The organism is Streptomyces sp. NPDC004266 (assembly GCF_042874095.1).
GTDB lineage: Bacteria > Actinomycetota > Actinomycetes > Streptomycetales > Streptomycetaceae > Streptomyces.
In genome coordinates, this window is sequence record NZ_JBIAMM010000001.1 from 133,725 (window position 1) to 155,140 (window position 21,416).

Here is a 21,416-nt window from a genome sequence, read left to right on the forward strand (position 1 = left end):
AGCACCGATCCTCCCATGTGCCACTGTCGCCCGGGACCCGGGGAATGCCTCAGCGCGTCCGCGGGTTCCCTTCTTTCGGCGCACCACCTTCTTCTTTCCGAGGCCTCACCGAGGAGTGACATGTCCGAGAGCAGGACCACCGCCGACTTCTACTTCGACCCGCTGTGCCCGTGGGCCTGGATGACCTCCCGCTGGATGCTGGAGGTGGAGCAGGTCCGCCCGATCGACGTGCGCTGGAAGGTCATGAGCCTGGCCGTGCTCAACGAGAACCGGCTCGACGAGGTGCCCGCCGAGTACCGCGAGATGCTGGAGACCCAGGCCTGGGGCCCGGTCCGCGTGGTGATCGCCGCCCAGCAGCTGCACGGCGACGAGGTCGTCGGCAAGCTCTACACGGCGCTCGGCACCCGCTTCCACAACAACGAGGAGGGCCCGACCCGCGAGGCGATCGTCGGCGCCCTGAAGGACGTCGGCCTGCCCGAGGACCTGGCGGACTACGCCGACAAGGACACGTACGACACCGAGCTCCGCGCCTCCCACAAGGAGGGCATCGACAAGGTCGGCCAGGACGTCGGCACCCCCGTCATCTCGGTGCCGGGCCCCACGGGCGACGAGGTCGCCTTCTTCGGCCCCGTCGTCACCCCGACCCCGCGCGGCGAGGCGGCGGCCCGGCTGTGGGACGGCACGCTGCTCGTGGCGTCGACGCCGGGCTTCTACGAGATCAAGCGCACGCGGACGGCGGCGCCCAGCTTCGAGTAGTCCGCACGGCAGACGGCCCCCGCGATTCACGTCATCGCGGGGGCCGTCCTCTTTTCCGCCCGCCCGGTGAAGGTGGAGAAGACGATCACGAGCGGGAGCCGGGGGTCAGAAGGAGATCAGCGGCACCGAGGCCTTCGCCGACAGGTAGCGCCTGTTCACGTCCTGCCAGTTGACGACCTGCCACATGGCCTCGATGAAGTCGACCTTCTGGTTCTTGTACTGCAGGTAGAAGGCGTGCTCCCAGGCGTCGAAGACCAGGATCGGGACCGAGCCCTGGCCGACGTTGCCCTGGTGGTCGTAGACCTGCTCGACGATGAGCCGGCCGCTGATCGGCTCGTACGCGAGGACGCCCCAGCCGGAGCCCTGGGTGGTCGCGGAGGCCTTGGTCAGCTGGGCCTTGAACTTGGCGAAGGAGCCGAAGGACTCGGTGATCGCGTCCGCGAGCTCGCCCACGCCGTCGGCGGCGAGCGGCTCGCCGCCGCCCCCGTCCTTGGGGCTGTTCATGTTGTTCCAGTAGATGGAGTGGAGGATGTGCCCGGAGAGGTGGAACGCGAGGTTCTTCTCCAGGCCGTTGACCGCACCCCACTGGTCCTTGTCGCGCGCCTCTTCCAGCTGCTCCAGGGTGTCGTTCGCCCCCTTCACGTACGCGGCGTGGTGCTTGTCGTGGTGCAGCTCGATGATCTGCGGATTGATCACCGGCTCCAGCGCCGCGTAGTCGTACGGCAGCTCCGGAAGTGTGTAGATCGCCATGTGCCCGAGCCCTTCGACGGCTTATTGCAACCTCTATGCAAGTGCAGGCTATCAGCAGGTGTCGGAGAAGTTGATCAGCCCTTCGTCCTGGGTCCCGTGTCCGGAGACGGGAGAACCCCCGGACCGAGAGCGGTCCGGGGGTTCCGGGGAAGCGGGAGGAGCTCAGGAGGCGCGGCTCGACGCCGTCCTCTGCCGCACGAAGCCGATGACGGCGAGCGCCAGCGTCAGGCCGCCCGTCGAGTACAGCTGGACGCGGGTGCCCTCCTCGCGCGCCATCAGGACGAAGACCACCGCCATGCCGGCCAGCGCCACCCACGTCAGCACCGGGAAGGCCCACATCCGCACGACCAGCTTCTCGGGCGCCTCGCGCTCGGTGCGGCGGCGCAGCACCAGCTGGGAGGCGGCGATGAAGAACCAGACGACCAGGATGATCGCGCCGATGGTGTTGAGCAGCCAGATGAAGGCCTTGTCCGGCGACCAGTAGCTCAGCAGCACGCAGCCGAAGCCGACGACGCAGGAGACGAGCACGGCCGGGCGGGGCACCCCGCCGTACAGCCTGCCCAGCGCCTTCGGGCCCTGACCGCGCGCGACCAGCGAGCCGGCCATGCGGGAGGCGCCGTAGATGTTGGCGTTCATCGCCGAGAGCAGGGCGACGAGCACGACCACGTTCATGATCTGGCCGGCCGCCGGGATGCCCAGGTGGTCGAGGGCGGCGACGTACGGGCCCTTCTCGACGACCGCCTCGTCGTCCCAGGGGACGAGGGTGACGATGACCGCCATGGAGCCGATGTAGAAGAGCGCGATCCGCCACATCGCCGTACGGACGGCCTTGGCGACGCCCTGCACCGGGTGCTCCGACTCGGCCGCCGCGATGGTGACCGTCTCCAGTCCGCCGTACGCGAAGACGGAGGCCAGCAGACCCACGATCAGGCCCTCGGAGCCGTGCGGGAAGAAGCCGCCGTCGCCGCTGAGGTTCGCGGTGCCGGGGGCGTCCGTGCCGGGCAGGACGCCGACGATGGCGAGGACGCCGATGCCGAGGAAGAGGACGATGGCGCCGACCTTGAGCGCCGCGAACCAGAACTCGAACTCGCCGAAGTTCTTCACGGCCGCCAGGTTGGTGACGCAGAAGACCACCATGAAGAGCGCGACCCAGGCCCACTCGGGGCTGCCCGGGAACCAGCCCGTCATGATCTTCGCCGCGCCGATGCCCTCCAGGCCGACGGCGACGCAGAGCAGGAACCAGAAGGCCCAGCCCGAGGTGAAGCCCGCCCAGGAGCCGAAGGCGCGCTCGGCGTGGACGGAGAAGGAGCCGGAGGCCGGGTTCGCGGCCGACATCTCACCGAGCATCCGCATGACGAGCATGACGAGCACGCCCGAGATCGCGTAGGCGATGACGATCGAGGGCCCGGCGGCGGCGATGCCCGCGCCGGAGCCGACGAAGAGTCCGGCGCCGATGACCCCGCCGAGGGCGATCATCGAGAGATGGCGCTGCTTGAGGCCGTGCGAGAGGCCGTCGGCAGGTGCGGTCGCGCCGTCCTTGCGGTCGGCCGGCGCGGGCGCGGTGGTCCGAGACATGGGCGAACCCTGTTCAGTAGCTGAGACGGGGAGGAAGCCCACAGTGTGGGTGGGCGCGCCGCTCAGAGGGAACCGGAGTCCGCTATACGGGCACGACCTTCACACAAGGTGAAGATTCAGTTCCCGTTCGTGCGCGACTCCCGGACCCACGCCACCAGCAGGACGGCCCCGGTCGCCCCCGCCGACCACAGCACCTGCGGGCGCGCCCCGTCGTCGAACAGCATCAGGACGACCACCGCGCCCATCGCGGCGAGCGCCACCCACGTCAGCCACGGGAAGCCCCACATCCGCAGGCTCAGCGTCTCCGGCGCCTCCCGCTCGATCCGGCGCCGCAGCCGCAGCTCCGAGACCGCGATGAGCGCCCAGACGAAGAGCAGCACCGCGCCGACCGCGTTCAGCATGTAGAGGAACACGGAATCCGGCCACTTCAGATTGAGCAGCACGGAGACGAAACCGAAGGCCACCGACGCGAGCACCGCCCGGCGCGGCACCCCTCCGCCCCTCGCCCCGTCGCCCGAGACCTTGAGCAGCCCCTTGGGGGCCTCCCCGCGCTCCGCCAGCGAGAACACCATCCGGGACGAGCCGTACAGGTTCGCGTTGAGCGCCGAGAGCAGCGCCACGAACACCACCACGTTCATGATCTGACCCGCCGCCGGCACCCCGATCGCGTCCAGGACCGCCACGTACGGCGACTCGCCCGGCTTCATCGAGGTCCACGGCAGCAGCGTCACGATGACCAGCATCGAGCCCACGTAGAAGAGCAGGATCCGCCAGACCGCGCTGCGCACCGCCCGCGCCACGTTCCGCGCCGGGTCGTCGGACTCGGCCGCCGCGATGGTGACGACCTCCAGGCCGCCGAAGGCGAAGACGACCGCCAGGACCCCGGAGACCACCCCCGACCAGCCGTTCGGCAGGAACCCGCCCTGCCCGGTCAGGTTCGTGAGCCCCACCGGATCGGTGTCGGGCAGCCAGCCCACGATCGCGAGCACCCCGAGCACCAGGAAGAGGACGATGGCGCCGACCTTGAGCGCCGCGAACCAGAACTCGAACTCGCCGAAGTTCTTCACCGCCGCCAGGTTGGCCAGGGTGAAGACGACCATGAAGACCAGCACCCAGCCCCACTGCGGCACCCCCGGCACCCAGCCGTGCGCGATCCGCGCCGCGCCCGTCGCCTCCACGGCGAGGACGACGACCAGCAGGAACCAGTAGAGCCAGCCCACCGAGAAGCCCGCCCAGCGGCCGAGCGCCCGCTCCGCGTGCACCGAGAACGCGCCCGAGGCGGGCATCGCCGCCGACATCTCGCCGAGCATCCGCATGACCAGCATCGCGAGCGCGCCGGCGATCAGGTACGAGACCACGATGCCGGGCCCGGCGACGGCGATTCCGGCACCCGAGCCGACGAAGAGCCCGGCGCCGATCACGCCGCCGAGCCCCAGCATCGTCAGGTGACGCTGCTTCAGACCGTGGGAGAGGGGCTCCGGTTCGGGAGTGAGGGGGGCATGCATGTGGGGGCTCGTGCTCTCTGACGGTTTATGGAGACCCCACAGTCTCTCCAGTGGACATCCCTTGGCGCAAAAGGGACCTCCGAGGAGGAGTACCCAGTGACAAGCGTCACGTGGCGCGAGGTGTGATCGGCGGGCTTTGTTCGATCTCCACGAAGCGCTCGACCGTCGCTTTGTCGGCGGCTGACGGTGATCGGCCGCTCACACCTGGCATACCGTCAACCTGTCCCTCCCACCCTCACCCCCGCGGAGTACCGATGAGCACCGCCGCCGCCCCCGCCCGCACCCTCCGGGCGGGCACCGTCCTCGCCGACCTCATCCCGTCGAGCCGCGCCCGCGACATCGCCCTGGTCGTCGGCGGCGCCGCCCTCACCGGCCTCGCCGCGCAGATCTCGGTCCCGGTCCCCGGCTCCCCGGTCCCGGTCTCCGGCCAGACCTTCGCCGCCCTGCTCGTCGGCACCGCGCTCGGCGCCCGCCGCGGCTTCCTCGCCCTCGCCCTGTACGCGGTCGCGGGCATGGCGGGCGTCCCGTGGTTCGCGCAGGCCACCTCCGGCTACGGCATGCCGTCCTTCGGCTACATCCTCGGCATGCTCCTCGCCGCGACCGTCGTCGGCGCCCTCGCCCGCCGCGGCGCCGACCGCTCCGTGCTCCGCACGGCCGGCGCCATGGTGCTGGGCTCCGCGATCATCTACGCGGTCGGCGTGCCGTACCTGGCCCTCGCCACCGGCATGACCCTCGGCCAGGCCGTCGCCGCCGGTCTGACCCCGTTCCTCGTCGGCGACGCCCTCAAGGCCGCGCTCGCCATGGGCGCCCTGCCGGCCGCCTGGAAGCTCGTCGGCCGCAAGGGCTGAACACGGCCCGCGGACGCGAAGGGCCCTGCCGCTCGGGGGGAGCGGCAGGGCCCTTCCGTGTGCCCGGGAGAGCTGCTGGGGCTACACGCGCTCCAGCTCCTCGGCGCCGGTGTTCTTGCCGAGCCGCTGGCGGACCAGCGCGATCGCGATCACGAGCGCGGCCACGAGCAGGGACAGCACGACCTGCTCACGGTTGCTGCCGCCGTCGACGACCATGTAGCCGAGGACGCCGACGATCATGGCGATGGTCGCCCAGGTCAGGTACGGGAAGAGCCACATCCTCACGATCAGCTTCTCCGGCGACTCCCGCAGGATGATGCCGCGCATCCGCAGCTGGGTCACGCAGATGACCAGCCAGACGAAGAGCGCGACCGCGCCGGAGGAGTTCAGCAGGAAGGCGAAGACGGTGTCGGGCCACTTGTAGTTGAAGAAGACCGCGACGAAGCCGAAGACGACCGAGCCGAGGATCGCGGCCGTCGGCACGCCCCGCTTGTTGGTCTTCGCGAAGGCCTTGGGCGCGTCACCGCGCTGACCGAGCGAGAAGGCCATGCGGGAGGCCGTGTAGAGGCCCGAGTTGAGGCAGGACAGGACGGCCGTCAGGACGATCACGTTCATGATCTGGCCGGCGTGCGGGATGCCGATGGAGTCGAGGGCGGCGACGTACGAGCCCTTGTCGACGATCGACTTGTCGTTCCACGGCAGCAGCGTCAGGACGACGAAGATCGAGCCCAGGTAGAAGACGCCGATCCGCCAGATCACGCTGTTGGTGGCCTTGGTGACGGCCTTCTGCGGGTTCTCCGACTCGCCGGCGGCGAGCGTGACGATCTCGCTGCCCATGAACGAGAAGACGACCATCAGCACACCGGTGAGGACCGCGCCCGCGCCCATCGGGAAGAAGCCCCCGCTGTCGGTGAGGTGCGCGAATCCGGCGCCCGGGTTGTCCGAGCCGGGCAGCACGCCGAAGACGGCGAGCAGACCGATGACGACGAAGCCGGCGATGGCGACGACCTTGATGCCGGCGAACCAGAACTCGAACTCGCCGTACGAGGCGACGGAGCCCAGGTTGGTCGCGGTCAGCACCACCATCACGATGAGCGCCCAGCCCCACTGCGGCACGGCCGGGACCCAGCTCTCCAGGATCTTGGCGCCCGCGGTCGCCTCGACGGCGAGCACGACGACCCAGAAGAACCAGTACAGCCAGCCGATGCTGAAACCGGCCCAACGGCCCAGGGCCTGGTCCGCGTAGGCGGAGAAGGAGCCGGAGGAGGGCCGGGCGGCGGCCATCTCTCCCAGCATCCGCATCACGAAGACGACCATGGCGCCGACGAGTGCGTACGAGAGGAGGATCGCGGGGCCGGCGGCGGCGATGCCGGAGCCGGAGCCGACGAAGAGGCCGGCGCCGATGACGCCGCCGATCGCGATCATCGACAGATGGCGGTTCTTGAGCCCGGCCTTGAGGCCGTCGGAGGACTGCGCGGGACCGGTGGTGCCGGTCTCCTGGCCGTCCTTCGTCAGGGTCGGTTGCGTGTTCATCGACGCTTCCTTGTGTGTGGGGGCTGCTCGGGTCGCGAGCCCGAGCATTGAACACTGCGGACGGGGGTGATCGGAAGACCTCATTCCGGATCGTTGTACAGGCGACCTCGCGAGAGTCGAAGGTCCGTACCGGGTCGGGTGAAGGTCCCGACCCCGCTGCCTGCTACCCGGGCCCTGACGTGCCACACTCGGCATCATGCGCGTCTATATCGGTTCCGACCACGCCGGCTTTGAACTAAAGAACCACCTCGTCGAGTGGCTCAAGGCCCACGGCCACGAGCCCGTCGACTGCGGTCCCCACATCTACGACGCCCTCGACGACTACCCGCCGTTCTGCCTGCGTGCCGCCGAGAAGACGGCCGCGGACCCGGACAGCCTGGGCATCGTCATCGGCGGCTCCGGCAACGGCGAGCAGATCGCCGCGAACAAGGTGAAGGGGGTGCGCGCCGCCCTCGCCTGGAGCGAGCAGACCGCCGCCCTCGGCCGCGAGCACAACAACGCCAACGTGATCTCCGTCGGCGGCCGGATGCACACCCGGGAAGAGGCGACCAAGTTCGTCGAGATCTTCCTGACCACGCCGTACTCCGGTGACGAGCGTCACACCCGCCGGATCGACATGCTCACGGCGTACGAGAACACCGGCGAGCTCCCCCCGATCCCGGCGCACCACCCGCAGGAGCCGACCGCCTGATGCCCGAGGGGCACACCATCCACCGGCTGGCCGCCGACCACCGCGAGCGGTTCGGCGGCCGGCCCGTGCGCGTCTCCAGCCCCCAGGGCAAGTTCGCCGACTCGGCTGCCCTGCTCGACGGCACCGTCCTGGAGACCGCCGAAGCCCACGGCAAGCACCTCTTCCTCGCCTTCGCGGGCGGGGAATGGATCCACATCCACCTGGGCCTCTTCGGCAAGGTGAACTTCGGCGACGCCCCGGCCCCGCCGCCCGCGGACACCGTCCGGCTGCGGCTCGCCGACCCGGAGGGGTACGTCGACCTGCGCGGCCCCACCACCTGCGCCCTCGTCACGGACGCCGAGAAGCAGGCGATACACGACCGGCTCGGCCCGGACCCGCTCCGCGCGGAGGACGGCCCGGAGAAGGCGTGGCGCCGCGTCTCCAGGTCCCGGACGACGATCGCCGCCCTCCTCATGGACCAGAAGGTCATCGCGGGCGTCGGCAACGTCTACCGCGCCGAGGTCCTCTTCCGGCACGGCATCGACCCGTACCGCGCGGGCAGGGACCTCACCGCGGGGGAGTGGGACGCGATCTGGGAGGACCTGGTGCTCCTCATGCGCGAAGGCGTCCGCCTCAACCGCATCGACACCGTCCGCCCCGAGCACACCCCCGAGGCCATGGGCCGCCCGCCGCGCGTGGACGACCACGGCGGCGAGGTCTACGTCTACCGCCGCGCGAACCTGCCGTGCCACATCTGCGGCGGCGAGATCCGCACGGCGGACCTGGCCGCCCGCAACCTCTTCTGGTGCCCGAACTGCCAGACGCGCTGACGGCCCCTTCAGAACCCGTGCGGCAGCCACGGCGCCACAGGTGACCCGAAGGCGACGGACGCCTCCACGAGCGCCCCCTCCCGCAGCTCACGCACCCGCCCCGCCGCGGCCAACGACACCAACGAGGTCCCGCCCAGGTAAGCGGCTCCCAGTTCCCGGACCGACAGCGAGAGATCGGCGGGATCGGAGGTCCGGGAGCAAACGGCCCCCTTCGCGTCCCCCGTCAACCGCCACCGTCCCTCGTTCCAGGGACAGAACGCGTCCTCCACCTCGAACACCACGTCCACCGGCGCCTGGTACGTCCGCGCCTCCAGGGCCGCGCCCACCTCGACGAGCCGCAGGAACAGCACCTCTCGCAGCGTCGGCTCGCAGCGCCGGACGTCCGTCACCAGGTGCTGCCAGGCGTCGTCCACCGGCCGGCTGTGGATCTTCACCTTCGCGGTCAGGTCCACCGAGCACAGGAAGCGCCACAGCGCCGCCTCCGCGACCGGGTCGAGACCGGCCACCTGGTGCACCACGACGGAACCGTCGGCCCCCGCGAACGACCAGTCCGGCTTGATCGCGTAATGCGCGTACCCGACGACCTCGCCGCCCCGGTCGGCGAGCACGCAGAGCCGCGGCGAGGCGCCCTCCCGGTCGCCCGGCGGGTCGAGCAGCGCCTGCCGCTCCCAGCCGGGCCGCCGCGCCAGCATCCCCGGCCGGCCCGCGACCGTCTTCGCGTACACCGCCTCGGTCGCCTCCAGGGCGTCCGCCGGGGACGTCACCCGCAGCGTCACGTCGTCCGTGCCCTCCGGCACCGTCAGCCGCACCCGTGTCCTGTCGATGGTGGCGTGCGCCGCGTACGTCGCCGCGCCGTAACCGAACCGCCCGTAGATCTCCGGCTCCGAGGCCGTCAGCACGGCCAGGCACTCGCCCGCCGCCCGCAGGTCGTCCAGCTGCCGCCGCATCATCGAGGTCAGGATCCCGCGCCGCCGGTGCGTCCCCGCCACGCTCACCATCGTCACCCCGCCCGCCGGGACCGACGCCCCGCCCGGCACCGTGAGCAGGAAGCTGAACGCCCCCGCCGTGCCCACGCACACCTCACCGTCCCAGACGCCCAGGGAACGGTCGAACTCGGTCAGGTCACGCCACAGCCGCCGCTCCTCCGGTGCCTCCGGCACACCGCCGAAGGCAAGCTCCAGCACCCCGTACCAGCGGTCCCACTCCGACGGGTCCAGGACCCGCAGTTCAGTCGTCATATGCCATCGATATCAGCGCCGCAGGTCCGGGGCGACCCGATTTCAGGCACCTTGTCACAGGGGTGCCCCTGCACGATGTCCGACGGGATGGATAGGGTCCAGGCCAATGGGACAGCGCGCCGGAGTGAACACGTACGCGGCCCGGACACGCAGGCGCGTGCGCCGGGCCCGTACCGCGCTGCGCAGATCCGCCGTCGACTACTTCCGCGGCGACGGCGCGGACTGGCTCGCCTTCGCCGGACTCCTCCTGATGATCCCCGCCATCGCCTGGGGAACCCTCGTCGACCCCGTCTGGTGCGCGCCCGCCGCGCTCGCCCTCCCCATCGTGGCCGGCGGCCTGCTGCTGCGCCCCGCCAGCCTGCTCGCCCTGTACGCCGCGGCCGCCGGCGCCCTCATCGTCGAGTCCGTCGTCCTCGGCCCCTACACCCAGGGCCCGGCCCGGGTCACCCCCGGCACCGTCCTGGTCGTCGCCGCCTGCGGACTCTTCGGGCTGCTCATCGCCCAGTTCCGCGCCCGGGTCGGCGTGCCCTGGCGGCGCGGCGGCACCATGCTCTTCGACCTGCGCGAACGCATCCGCGTCCAGAGCGCGCTGCCCCGGCTCCCCCAGGGCTGGCACCGCGAGATGGCGCTGCGCCCGGCCGGCGGCCAGTCCTTCTCGGGCGACTTCGTCGTCGCCGCCCGCACCCACGGCGGGCGCATCCTGGAGGTCGTCCTCACCGACGTCTCCGGCAAGGGCATGGACGCGGCCTCGCGCTCCCTGCTGCTCTCCGGCGCCTTCGGCGGACTCCTCGGCTCGCTGCCGCCGCACGGCTTCCTCCCGGCCGCCAACGGCTACCTGCTCCGGCAGAACTGGGACGAGGGCTTCGCCACCTCGATCCACCTCGTCCTCGACCTGGACTCCGGCGACTACGAGCTCTTCTCCGCCGGCCACCTGCCCGCCCTCCAGCTCCACGCCGGCAGCGGCCGCTGGGAGGAGAAGGCCGCCGACGGCCCCCTCCTCGGCGTCTACGACGGGGCCGAGTTCCACCCCGTCAAGGGCTCGCTGCGCCCCGGCGACGTCCTCATGCTCTTCACCGACGGCCTGGTCGAGGCCGCCGACCGGGACATCGCCGAGGGCATCGACCGCCTCACCGGCGAGGCCGACCGCTGCGTCGCCGAGGGCTTCGAGGGCGTCGCCTGGCACCTGATCGAGGCCGTCGCCAAGGACGTCAACGACGACCGGGCCCTGCTGCTCCTCTCCCGCCCCGCCTGACCGGCCGCCCGCGCGCGACGTGATCTTCTGCACGACGATTCGTCACCGGGCAGCGAGGGCAAGGGGGTTGATGGCACGATGGAGGCAGCGGGGGGTGTTCCGAGACAGGGGCTCCCTGGTGGGCAAGGCGGGACCGACCGAGGGTGTGATCAGTTGTGGCCATTTCACTGTCTGTGGTGTTGCTGTTGGCAATCATCCTGGTGGTGCTGATCCGAGGGGGAAACCTCAAGGGCGGCCCGGCCGTGGTCGCGGTCCTCTTCGGCTTCTTCCTCGCCTCCACCGGCATGGCCGACGACATCCAGCGCTTCCTGGACTCGATAACGCAGACGGTGGCCTCCATCAAGTTCTGACCACCCGGGGAAACGATTCAGGGCCGGTCCGGAGAAGCTCTCCGGACCGGCCCTGACCTGCGTGGAGCGGGTGACGGGAATCGAACCCGCGTAGCTAGTTTGGAAGACTAGTGCTCTACCATTGAGCTACACCCGCACAGCATCGCGCCGCAGGTCACGGGGACCGCGGCACGAGGAGCATGGTAGCCGGTCGGGGGGCTTTCGCGCACACCCGGAAAACGAGGGGCGCCGCACAGTCCCCGTCCATGTACCCTACGTGTCGCACCGACGGGGTGTGGCGCAGCTTGGTAGCGCGTCCGCTTTGGGAGCGGAAGGCCGTGGGTTCAAATCCCGCCACCCCGACCATGACGATCACGCGCCCACCTCGCGCGTCCTTGATCACGTTGTGGGCGTCATCCCGCTTGCGGTTACTATGCAAGCTGCGTGCCCGTGTGTCTTTCTGACCGGGCCGACCCGCCGGTACCGCTGCACGCGGCCCCGACGGATTCCAGGAATCAGCCACAAGGAGACCGAACCGTGAAGAGCGCCGTGGAGACCCTGAACCCGACCCGGGTTCGGCTCACTGTCGAGGTGCCCTTCGAGGAGCTCAAGGACAGCCTCGACGCGGCGTACAAGAAGATCAACCAGCAGGTCACGGTCAAGGGCTTCCGCAAGGGCAAGATCCCGGCTCGCGTGATCGACCAGCGGTTCGGCCGCGGCGCCGTGCTGGAGGAGGCCGTCAACGACGCGCTCCCGAAGTTCTACACCGAGGCCGTCAACGAGGCCGAGGTCAACCCGCTCGGCCAGCCCGAGGTCGACATCACCGAGCTGAAGGACGGCGAGCTGCTGGCCTTCACCGCCGAGGTCGACGTCCGCCCGACGATCGAGATCCCGGACTACTCCGGCATCGAGGTCACCGTCGACGCGGTCGAGGTCACCGACGAGGACGTCGAGAAGTCCGTGGAGCAGCTCCGCGAGCGCTTCGCCTCGACCTCCCCGGTCGAGCGCGCCGCCCAGGACGGCGACGTCGTCACCATCGACCTGGAGGCCAAGGTCGACGGCGAGGTCCTGCCCGACGGTGTCGCCAGCGACGTCTCGTACACCATCGGCTCCGGCGAGCTGCTCGACGGCATCGACGAGGCCGTCAAGGGCCTGGAGGCCGGCGGCGAGGCCACCTTCACCTCGCAGCTGAAGGGCGGCTCCGCCGAGGGCAAGGACGCGGAGGTCACCGTCAAGGTCACCACCGTCGCCGCCCGTGAGCTCCCCGAGCTCGACGACGAGTTCGCGCAGATGGCGTCGGAGTTCGACACCCTCGACGAGCTCAAGGCCGACAGCCGCAAGCGCCTCGAGAACATGAAGCAGTTCGACCAGGCCACCCAGGCCCAGGAGCGCGTCCTCGACGAGCTCCTCAAGCTGGTCGAGGTCCCGATGCCCGAGAAGCTTCTCGAGGACGAGATCAACACCCGCAAGCACAACCTGGAGCACCACCAGCTCGGCCAGATGGGCCTCGACCTCGCGAAGTACCTGGAGATCCAGGGCAAGACCGAGGAGGAGTTCCTGGCCGAGACCAAGGAGCAGGCCGAGAAGGGCATCAAGACGCAGTTCATCCTCGATGAGCTCGTCAACAGGGAGAAGCTCGACGTCTCCCGCGAGGAGCTCACCGAGCACCTGTTCCGCCGTGCCGCCTCCTCCGGCATGAGCCCCGACCAGTTCGCCCAGGCCGTGGCCCAGGGCGGCCAGGTGCCGATGCTCGTCGGCGAGGTCGCCCGCGGCAAGGCCCTCGCGGTCGTCGTCGAGGCCGCCAAGGTCGTCGACACCAACGGCGAGGTCGTCGACCTCTCCGACGACGAGGACGAGGTCGAGGCCGCCGCCGAGGCCGTCGAGGCCGTCACCGGCGAGGCCGAGGTCTCCGAGGACAAGTAAGGGCCCCCGCCCCCCGGCGGACCCCGTTCCACGGGCCCGTGCGCACAGCAGTGCGCACGGGCCCGTGGACGTACCGGGACCCGCTTACACGCCTCCAACTACCTTGCGCTCCCAGCGAACAGTTCGGGAACCGGGATGGCGTTGTCCGACCTGCGCGTTAGGGTCCATGAATACGAGGGCACTGCCCTCAGAACAAGACGCTGAGACGGCTTGGGGCCGTCGGAGACGAGCAGGTGGATACGTGACGAATCTGAAGCCTTACGCCGCGGGTGAGCCGTCCATCGGTGGCGGCCTCGGCGACCATGTCTACAACCGGCTGCTCGGCGAGCGGATCATCTTCCTCGGCCAGCAGGTCGACGACGAGATCGCCAACAAGATCACCGCACAGATGCTCCTCCTGGCCGCCGACCCGGAGAAGGACATCTTCCTCTACATCAACAGCCCCGGTGGCTCCGTGACGGCCGGCATGGCCGTCTACGACACCATGCAGTACATCCCGAACGACGTCGTCACCATCGGTATGGGCATGGCGGCCTCCATGGGCCAGTTCCTGCTCACCGGCGGCACCCCCGGCAAGCGCTTCGCGCTGCCGAACACCGACATCCTGATGCACCAGGGCTCCGCCGGCATCGGTGGCACCGCCTCCGACATCAAGATCCAGGCCGAGTACCTGCTGCGCACGAAGAAGCGCATGGCCGAGATCACCGCGCACCACTCGGGCCAGACCGTCGAGGCGATCATCCGCGACGGCGACCGCGACCGCTGGTTCACCGCGGAGGAGGCCAAGGACTACGGCCTCATCGACGACATCATCACGCACGCCGCGGGTGTTCCGGGCGGCGGCGGCACGGGCGCCTGAGCGCCGGCAGCCCGCCGAAGAGCCCAAGACCTCCGCCGAACGCCACCAGGACGGTGAACACCCAGATGCAGAACAACCTCTCCCCGAGCGGCCTCTACACCGGCGCGCCGATGGACAACCGCTACGTCGTGCCGCGCTTCGTCGAGCGCACCTCGCAGGGCGTGCGCGAGTACGACCCGTACGCGAAGCTCTTCGAGGAGCGCGTGATCTTCCTCGGCGTGCAGATCGACGACGCCTCCGCCAACGACGTCATGGCGCAGCTCCTGTGCCTGGAGTCGATGGACCCGGACCGCGACATCTCGATCTACATCAACAGCCCGGGCGGCTCCTTCACCGCCCTCACGGCCATCTACGACACGATGCAGTTCGTGAAGCCCGACATCCAGACGGTCTGCATGGGCCAGGCGGCCTCCGCCGCGGCCGTGCTGCTCGCCGCCGGCACCCCCGGCAAGCGGATGGCCCTGCCGAACGCCCGCGTGCTGATCCACCAGCCCTCCGGCGGCACCGGCCGTGAGCAGCTCTCCGACCTGGAGATCGCGGCCAACGAGATCCTGCGGATGCGCAGCCAGCTGGAGGAGATGCTGGCCAAGCACTCCTCGACGCCGATCGAGAAGATCCGCGACGACATCGAGCGCGACAAGATCCTGACGGCCGAGGACGCCCTGGCGTACGGGCTCGTCGACCAGATCGTCTCGACCCGTAAGAGCACGGCCTCCGCCGAGCGCTGACGCCCGACCTTCCCCTGGCACGGTTCACGAGGCCCTGACGGCCCGTGTGGCCGAATCGCGACCATGTGAACCGTGCCAAGGGGGGCCCGAACGGGGGGCCCGGCAAGGTACCGTCGAATATGAGGCACCAGGAGTCGCTGAACCAAGCGCTCCCAGGCGAAGGGGAAGCACCTCGTGGCACGCATCGGTGATGGCGGCGATCTGCTCAAGTGCTCGTTCTGCGGAAAGAGCCAGAAGCAGGTGAAGAAGCTCATCGCGGGACCCGGTGTGTACATCTGCGACGAGTGCATCGACCTCTGCAACGAGATCATCGAGGAAGAACTCGCGGAGACGAGCGAGGTGCGCTGGGAGGAACTCCCCAAGCCCCGCGAGATCTACGAGTTCCTCGAGGGGTACGTCGTCGGGCAGGAGCCCGCGAAGAAGGCCCTCTCGGTCGCGGTGTACAACCACTACAAGCGCGTCCAGGCCGGCGAGAACGGCGGCGCGCAGGGCCGTGACGACGCCATCGAGCTGGCGAAGTCCAACATTCTGCTGCTGGGTCCCACGGGTTCGGGCAAGACGCTCCTGGCCCAGACCCTGGCCCGCATGCTCAACGTCCCGTTCGCCATCGCCGACGCGACGGCGCTGACGGAGGCCGGCTACGTCGGCGAGGACGTCGAGAACATCCTGCTCAAGCTGATCCAGGCGGCCGACTACGACGTCAAGAAGGCCGAGACCGGGATCATCTACATCGACGAGATCGACAAGGTCGCCCGTAAGAGCGAAAACCCGTCGATCACGCGTGACGTGAGCGGCGAGGGCGTGCAGCAGGCCCTCCTCAAGATCCTGGAGGGCACCACGGCCTCCGTCCCGCCGCAGGGCGGCCGGAAGCACCCGCACCAGGAGTTCATCCAGATCGACACGACGAACGTGCTCTTCATCGTGGGCGGCGCCTTCGCCGGCCTGGAGAAGATCATCGAGTCGCGGGCGGGCGCCAAGGGCATCGGCTTCGGGGCGACCATCCGCTCCAAGCGCGAGATCGAGGCGAGCGACCAGTTCCAGGAGGTCATGCCGGAGGACCTGGTGAAGTTCGGGATGATCCCCGAGTTCATCGGCCGTCTCCCCGTCCTCACCTCCGTCCACAACCTGGACCGCGAGGCGCTCCTCCAGATCCTGGTCGAGCCGCGCAACGCGCTGGTGAAGCAGTACCAGCGCCTCTTCGAACTCGACGGCGTGGAGCTGGACTTCGACCGCCCGGCCCTGGAGGCCATCGCCGACCAGGCGATCCTCCGCGGCACCGGCGCGCGCGGCCTGCGCGCCATCATGGAGGAGGTCCTCCAGTCGGTGATGTACGAGGTCCCGTCCCGCAAGGACGTGGCCCGCGTGGTCATCACGGCCGACGTCGTCCGCAACAACGTCAACCCGACGCTGGTCCCGCGGATCGTGAAGAACGACGGCAGGCACGAGAAGTCGGCCTGAGCCGTACGGACATGGAAGGGGCGCCCCACCGACCGGTGGGGCGCCCCTTCTCCGTGCGCGGGCCGCGGATCAGGACTTGACGCGGACCTCCTTGCGGAGCTTGGCGGTGATGGAGGCGGCGTCCTCGAGGGAGCCGCCCTTGCCCGCCATCATCGAAGCCATGTCGACCGGGACGACGAAGCCCACGGTGCTGTGGTCGGCCCACACGCACATCGGGATGGTGAACGCGGGCGCGCCGGTGGACGCGTCGGCCTTCGTCTTGGCCTGCTGGCACTTCAGGACCGCGCCGTCGAGGTCGGCGGGCGTGTACGCCTGGGGGCTGCCCTCCAGCTGCGGCGCGTCGCCCTTGCCGGCGTCCTTGTCGGCCTCGGTCTTGGCGCTGGTGAAGATGGCGTCGACGACCTTCTCGGGGTCCTCGATCTCGCCGTACAGACCGTTGAAGGAGAGCATCTTGGCCGCGAGCGGGTTGGCCTTGTTCTCCACCTGGTAGGAGGCCTTGACCTGCTGGGCGTTCTTGACGCCGTTCTGCTCGGCCTCCTTGAGGGAGTCGTCGCCGCTCGACTTGCCCTTGTCAGGGCCCTTCTTGTACTCGCCCAGCACCGTCTCCGGCGTGATCAGCTTGTGGGGGCCGTCGTCCGCGACCGAGGCGCCGCCGCCCCCGCCCAGCACGAAGTACGCGCCCACGCCGATCGCCGCGACCACCGCGACCGCGCCGATGATCCAGCCGGCCTTGGACTTCTTCGGGGCCGGGGGGTGGGGCATGTAGCCGCCGGGGCCCTGCGGCGCGCCGTACTGGGGCTGCTGGCCGTAGGGGGCGGGCTGCTGCGGGTAGCCGTAGGGGGGCTGCTGCGGCGGGACGCCCTGCGGGGCCTGCTGGGGGTATCCGTAACCCGGCTGCGGAGCCTGCGGCTGGCCGTACGGGCCCGGCTGCTGCGGCGGCTGGCCGTACGGGCCCGGCTGGCCGTAGGGACCGGGCTGCTGGCCGCCGTACGGGCCCGGCTGGTTGTAGCTCATCGACAGGTTCCCCTCACAGGATGTTTATGCCTGGCGAACATCCTGGCGGAACCGTCGGCCGGCCAGTGCGGCGGGGGCCACACCGTTACCGAACCAAAGCGTTTCAGGACAGGACCGCGACACCTCTAAACTGGCCCCGTGACCGAGAACACTCAGCAGCAGACAGCGCCCACCACCGAACTGCCGACCACCTACGCGCCGGCCGAGGTAGAGGGGCCGCTGTACGAGCGCTGGGTAGAGCGCGGGTACTTCGAGGCGGACGCGAAGAGCGAGAAGCCGCCGTACACCATCGTCATCCCGCCGCCGAACGTCACCGGTTCGCTCCACCTGGGCCACGCCTTCGAGCACACGCTGATCGACGCCCTCACCCGCCGCAAGCGCATGCAGGGCTTCGAGACGCTGTGGCAGCCCGGCATGGACCACGCCGGCATCGCCACCCAGAACGTCGTCGAGCGCGAGCTCGCCAAGGAGGGCAAGTCCCGCCACGACCTGGGCCGCGAGGCGTTCGTCGAGCGCGTCTGGCAGTGGAAGGCGGAGTCCGGTGGCCAGATCTCCGGCCAGATGAAGCGCCTGGGTGACGGCGTCGCCTGGTCCCGTGAGCGCTTCACCATGGACGAGGGCCTGTCCCAGGCCGTCCAGACCATCTTCAAGAAGCTCTACGACGACGAGCTGATCTACCGCGCCGAGCGCATCATCAACTGGTGCCCGCGCTGTCTGACGGCCATTTCGGACATCGAGGTCGAGTACCAGGACGACGAGGGCGAGCTCGTCTCCATCCGCTACGGCGAGGGCGACGACTCCCTGGTCGTCGCCACCACCCGCGCCGAGACGATGCTCGGCGACACGGCCGTCGCCGTCCACCCCGACGACGAGCGCTACAAGCACCTGGTCGGCAAGCAGATCAAGCTGCCGCTGACGGACCGTACGATCCCGGTCGTCGCCGACACGCACGTCGACCCCGAGTTCGGCACCGGTGCCGTCAAGGTGACCCCGGCGCACGACCCGAACGACTTCGAGATCGGCCAGCGCCACGGCCTGCCGAACCTCGCCGTCATGGACGAGCGCGCGGTCATCACCGTCCACGGCCCCTTCCAGGGCCTGGACCGCCTGGAGGCCCGTTCCGCCATCGTCGCCGCCCTGCGCGCCGAGGGCCGGATCGTCGCCGAGAAGCGTCCGTACGTCCACTCCGTCGGCCACTGCTCGCGCTGCAAGACCACCATCGAGCCGCGCCTGTCGATGCAGTGGTGGGTCAAGGTCGGCCCGCTCGCGAAGGCCGCCGGTGACGCGGTCCGCGACGGCAAGGTCAAGATCCACCCGCAGGAGATGGAGAAGCGGTACTTCGACTGGGTCGACAACCTGCACGACTGGTGCATCTCGCGCCAGCTGTGGTGGGGCCACCGCATCCCGGTCTGGTACGGCCCGAACGGCGAGGTCGTCTGCGTCGGACCGGACGAGCAGCCGCCGACGGGCGAGGGCTGGCACCAGGACACGGACGTCCTGGACACCTGGTTCTCGTCCGGCCTGTGGCCCTTCTCCACGCTGGGCTGGCCCGAGCGGACCGAGAGCCTCGAGAAGTTCTACCCGAACTCCGTCCTGGTCACCGGCTACGACATCCTCTTCTTCTGGGTCGCCCGGATGATGATGTTCGGTCTGTACGCGATGGACGGCACCCCGCCGTTCCACACCATCGCCCTGCACGGCATGGTCCGTGACCAGAACGGCAAGAAGATGTCGAAGTCCTTCGGCAACGTGGTCAACCCGCTGGACTGGATGGACCAGTACGGCTCCGACGCCGTCCGCTTCACCCTGGCCAACGGCGCCAACCCGGGCGTCGACGTCCCGATCGGCGAGGACTGGGTCAAGGCCTCCCGGAACTTCGCCAACAAGATCTGGAACGCCACCCGCTTCGCGCTGATGAACGGCGCGACGATCGAGGGCGACCTGCCCCCGGTCGAGCAGCTGTCGGCGACCGACCGCTGGATCCTGTCCCGTCTCAACAAGACGGTCGCCCAGGTCGACGCGCTCTACGAGGACTACCAGTTCGCGAAGCTCAGCGACGCGCTCTACCACTTCGCGTGGGACGAGGTCTTCGACTGGTACGTCGAGCTGTCGAAGACGACGTTCTTCGCCGGCGGCGAGCAGGCCAAGGTCTCCGGCCGGGTCCTCGGCGAGGTCCTGGACGTCATGCTGCGCCTGCTGCACCCGATCGTCCCGTTCGTCACCGAGGCGCTGTGGACCACGCTCACCGGGCGTGAGTCCCTGGTCGTCGCCGAGTGGCCGAAGGACAGCGGCTTCCGCGACGACGCCGCCGAGGCCGAGATCGAGAACCTGCAGCAGGTCGTCACCGAGGTGCGCCGCTTCCGCGCCGACCAGGGCCTCCAGCCCGGTCAGAAGGTCCCGGCCCGCCTGGAGCTGGACGGCACCCCGCTCGCGGCGCACGAGGCCGCCATCCGCCAGCTGCTGCGCCTCCAGCCGGAGGGCGAGGGCTTCTCCGCCACCGCCTCCCTGCCGGTCGCCGGTGCCACCGTCGCGCTCGACCTCTCGGGCACGATCGACGTCGCCGCCGAGCGCAAGCGCCTCGCGAAGGACCTCGCGGCGGCCGAGAAGGAGAAGGCCCAGGCCGAGGGCAAGCTCGGCAACGAGGCCTTCCTCGCCAAGGCCCCGGACAACGTGGTCGACAAGATCCGTACCCGCCTCGCCAAGGCGGACGAGGACATCGCCCGCATCCAGGCCCAGCTGGCGAACCTGCCGCAGGCCTAGTACGCGACGAAGGGGCCCGGAACCGCGCGACGCGGTTCCGGGCCCTTTCGCGTTTTGTCCGTTTGTGGGTGACATCACGCGACTTGTGACCGAAGTCCAGGAGGTCGGGACGAAAGACCCGGGATGATGGAGGACATGCTCCGCCTCCCCACCCTCCCCGCGCTCCGCTGCCGCGTGGAGCGGTGGGCCGCCTCGCCCCGCGCCCTCGACGTCGTCGCCGCGCTCTTCGCCTTCGGCCTGATGGTCCTGGACGTGCCGGGGCTCGCCCGCGCCGACAACTCCCTCACCGGCATCACCGCGACCCTCGTCCTCGCGGGCGGGGCGGCCACGCTGGTGCTCCGGAGGCGGCTGCCGTGGCTCCCGTACGCCGTGGCGCTCGGCCTGATGGGCTGGCTGCACGAACTGACCATGATCCAGTTCGCGCTGTACTCGATCGGCCGCTACCGGGGACGGCGTGCCGCCGTCCTCGCGACCCTGTCGTACGTCGCCGTGGCGTACGGCTACTTCCTGACGCCCGGCTGGCCCGCCGAGCACGGCGCGACCGTCAGCGACTTCCTCAGCCTGGTCGTCCCGATCGGCGTCCTCGCGGCCGGCGTCGGCATCGCCGCCTACCGGCAGGACCTCGTCCGCGCCCTGGAGGTCCAGCGCCGCGAGGCAGCCGCCCGTCAGGCCGTGCAGGAGGAGCGGATCTCCGTCGGCCGGGACGTCCACGACCTGGTCGGCCGCGAGCTCACCGTCCTCGCGGTGCGGGCCGAGGTCCTCGCCGTACGGGCCAGGGGAGAGGTCCACCAGAAGGACTTCGAGGAGCTCGCGGACACCGCCCGGCGCGCCCACCTCATGCTCAACGAGACGATCGTGCGCCGCGCCGGCCGGGACGCCGCGACGCCCGGTCTCGAAGGACTCCCCGAACTCGCCGGGGAGAGCGAGCGCATGGGCAGCCCCGTCGACCTCGCGGTCGCCGGGGAGGCCAAGGCGCTGTCCCCGCTCCGGCAGGCCGCCGTCCACCGCGTCGTCCGGGAGTGCCTGACGAACGCCGCCAAGCACGCGCCGGGGCTCCCGGTGGCGGTCGTGATCACGGTCGAGGGACCCGATCTGCGGATCGAGGTGCGCAACCCGCTGCCGAAGACCCCGCCGGACCCGGCGCCCGTCTCCACCGGCACCGGCCTGTTCTCGATGGAGGAGCGGGTCGCCAGCATGGGCGGCACGCTGCGGGCCCGCCGGGAGGACGGCGCCTACGTGGTGACGGCGCTGCTGCCGACGGGGCTGCCCCGATAGCCCGCCGCCCCGATGGCCCGCCGCCCCGATGGCCCGCCGCCCCGGCGGCTCCCCGGCCGCCCGGGGTCGAAAGTCCCGAAAGGGGTGGGTCCACGGTCCTGTCGGCACCGCTC

18 protein-coding genes and 2 tRNA genes are annotated in these 21,416 nt (G+C 70.2%); 13 read left to right on the forward strand and 7 right to left on the reverse strand.

Annotation, left to right across the window (positions count from 1 at the left end; genetic code table 11):
* Positions 1-120: 120 nt before the first annotated feature.
* A complete protein-coding gene (locus tag ACFYUZ_RS00535; protein ID WP_389305007.1) occupies positions 121-756 on the forward strand; it encodes a DsbA family protein in 636 nt (211 codons plus the stop codon).
* Between the two features lie 105 nt (positions 757-861).
* On the opposite strand, the gene ACFYUZ_RS00540 is transcribed toward ACFYUZ_RS00535, so the two are convergent.
* The 3 genes from ACFYUZ_RS00540 to ACFYUZ_RS00550 all read right to left on the reverse strand — a co-directional run bounded on the left by ACFYUZ_RS00540 (position 862) and on the right by ACFYUZ_RS00550 (position 4,586).
* Positions 862-1,506 (reverse strand): superoxide dismutase, encoded by a 645-nt coding sequence (locus ACFYUZ_RS00540; protein WP_389305009.1) that lies wholly within the window; start codon positions 1,504-1,506, stop codon positions 862-864.
* A gap of 162 nt (positions 1,507-1,668) precedes the next feature.
* A complete protein-coding gene (locus ACFYUZ_RS00545) occupies positions 1,669-3,081 on the reverse strand; it encodes an amino acid permease (RefSeq protein WP_389305010.1) in 1,413 nt (470 codons plus the stop codon).
* 116 nt (positions 3,082-3,197) lie between these two features.
* On the reverse strand, positions 3,198-4,586 hold the full coding sequence (locus ACFYUZ_RS00550) for an amino acid permease (protein ID WP_389305011.1): 1,389 nt from the start codon (positions 4,584-4,586) through the stop codon (positions 3,198-3,200).
* 254 nt (positions 4,587-4,840) lie between these two features.
* Here ACFYUZ_RS00550 and ACFYUZ_RS00555 point away from each other — a divergent pair, with 254 nt between their 5' ends.
* Positions 4,841-5,434 carry a biotin transporter BioY gene (locus ACFYUZ_RS00555; protein ID WP_389305013.1) on the forward strand — a complete coding sequence of 198 codons (594 nt, stop codon included), beginning with the start codon at positions 4,841-4,843 and terminating at the stop codon, positions 5,432-5,434.
* Between the two features lie 81 nt (positions 5,435-5,515).
* On the opposite strand, the gene ACFYUZ_RS00560 is transcribed toward ACFYUZ_RS00555, so the two are convergent.
* Positions 5,516-6,967, reverse strand: a complete 1,452-nt coding sequence (locus tag ACFYUZ_RS00560; RefSeq protein ID WP_389305014.1) for an amino acid permease — start codon at positions 6,965-6,967, stop codon at positions 5,516-5,518.
* Between the two features lie 196 nt (positions 6,968-7,163).
* Between ACFYUZ_RS00560 and ACFYUZ_RS00565 the strand changes: the two genes are divergently transcribed.
* Both ACFYUZ_RS00565 and ACFYUZ_RS00570 read left to right on the forward strand, forming a co-directional pair.
* Positions 7,164-7,658: a ribose-5-phosphate isomerase gene (locus tag ACFYUZ_RS00565; protein ID WP_389305015.1), complete on the forward strand. Its 495-nt coding sequence runs from the start codon at positions 7,164-7,166 to the stop codon at positions 7,656-7,658.
* Positions 7,658-8,467, forward strand: a complete 810-nt coding sequence (locus tag ACFYUZ_RS00570; RefSeq protein ID WP_389305017.1) for an Fpg/Nei family DNA glycosylase — start codon at positions 7,658-7,660, stop codon at positions 8,465-8,467. Before ACFYUZ_RS00565 ends, ACFYUZ_RS00570 begins: the two co-directional genes overlap by 1 nt.
* Before the next feature lie 8 nt (positions 8,468-8,475).
* Here the strand turns inward: ACFYUZ_RS00570 and ACFYUZ_RS00575 are convergent, their stop codons facing one another.
* Positions 8,476-9,705, reverse strand: coding sequence for a GNAT family N-acetyltransferase (locus tag ACFYUZ_RS00575; protein ID WP_389305019.1), 1,230 nt, complete (start codon positions 9,703-9,705; stop codon positions 8,476-8,478).
* A 106-nt stretch (positions 9,706-9,811) separates the two neighbouring features.
* Here ACFYUZ_RS00575 and ACFYUZ_RS00580 point away from each other — a divergent pair, with 106 nt between their 5' ends.
* Together ACFYUZ_RS00580 and ACFYUZ_RS00585 are read left to right on the forward strand one after the other, a co-directional pair.
* Complete coding sequence (locus ACFYUZ_RS00580) at positions 9,812-10,957, forward strand: PP2C family protein-serine/threonine phosphatase (RefSeq protein ID WP_389305021.1); 1,146 nt, start codon at positions 9,812-9,814, stop codon at positions 10,955-10,957.
* Between the two features lie 155 nt (positions 10,958-11,112).
* Complete coding sequence (locus ACFYUZ_RS00585) at positions 11,113-11,307, forward strand: hypothetical protein (RefSeq protein WP_015033610.1); 195 nt, start codon at positions 11,113-11,115, stop codon at positions 11,305-11,307.
* A gap of 62 nt (positions 11,308-11,369) precedes the next feature.
* Here the strand turns inward: ACFYUZ_RS00585 and ACFYUZ_RS00590 are convergent.
* A tRNA-Gly gene (locus ACFYUZ_RS00590) sits at positions 11,370-11,443 on the reverse strand.
* A gap of 132 nt (positions 11,444-11,575) precedes the next feature.
* Here ACFYUZ_RS00590 and ACFYUZ_RS00595 point away from each other — a divergent pair.
* From ACFYUZ_RS00595 to clpX, 5 genes are all read left to right on the forward strand, one after another.
* Positions 11,576-11,652, forward strand: a tRNA-Pro gene (locus tag ACFYUZ_RS00595).
* A gap of 171 nt (positions 11,653-11,823) precedes the next feature.
* Positions 11,824-13,209: a trigger factor gene (gene tig / locus ACFYUZ_RS00600; RefSeq protein ID WP_389305022.1), complete on the forward strand. Its 1,386-nt coding sequence runs from the start codon at positions 11,824-11,826 to the stop codon at positions 13,207-13,209.
* A gap of 241 nt (positions 13,210-13,450) precedes the next feature.
* On the forward strand, positions 13,451-14,068 hold the full coding sequence (locus ACFYUZ_RS00605) for an ATP-dependent Clp protease proteolytic subunit (protein WP_043221565.1): 618 nt from the start codon (positions 13,451-13,453) through the stop codon (positions 14,066-14,068).
* A gap of 65 nt (positions 14,069-14,133) precedes the next feature.
* The gene (locus ACFYUZ_RS00610; RefSeq protein ID WP_352017587.1) at positions 14,134-14,796 is read left to right on the forward strand and encodes an ATP-dependent Clp protease proteolytic subunit; all 663 of its coding nucleotides are present in this window, start codon (positions 14,134-14,136) and stop codon (positions 14,794-14,796) included.
* Between the two features lie 174 nt (positions 14,797-14,970).
* Positions 14,971-16,254, forward strand: coding sequence for an ATP-dependent Clp protease ATP-binding subunit ClpX (clpX, locus tag ACFYUZ_RS00615; RefSeq protein ID WP_015033605.1), 1,284 nt, complete (start codon positions 14,971-14,973; stop codon positions 16,252-16,254).
* A 69-nt stretch (positions 16,255-16,323) separates the two neighbouring features.
* On the opposite strand, the gene ACFYUZ_RS00620 is transcribed toward clpX, so the two are convergent.
* The gene (locus ACFYUZ_RS00620; protein ID WP_389305023.1) at positions 16,324-17,268 is read right to left on the reverse strand and encodes a hypothetical protein; all 945 of its coding nucleotides are present in this window, start codon (positions 17,266-17,268) and stop codon (positions 16,324-16,326) included.
* A gap of 138 nt (positions 17,269-17,406) precedes the next feature.
* On the opposite strand from ACFYUZ_RS00620, the gene ACFYUZ_RS00625 reads away from it, so the two are divergent.
* The gene (locus ACFYUZ_RS00625; RefSeq protein ID WP_389305024.1) at positions 17,407-20,028 is read left to right on the forward strand and encodes a valine--tRNA ligase; all 2,622 of its coding nucleotides are present in this window, start codon (positions 17,407-17,409) and stop codon (positions 20,026-20,028) included.
* A 135-nt stretch (positions 20,029-20,163) separates the two neighbouring features.
* A complete protein-coding gene (locus ACFYUZ_RS00630; protein WP_389305026.1) occupies positions 20,164-21,303 on the forward strand; it encodes a sensor histidine kinase in 1,140 nt (379 codons plus the stop codon).
* Positions 21,304-21,416 lie beyond the last annotated feature (113 nt).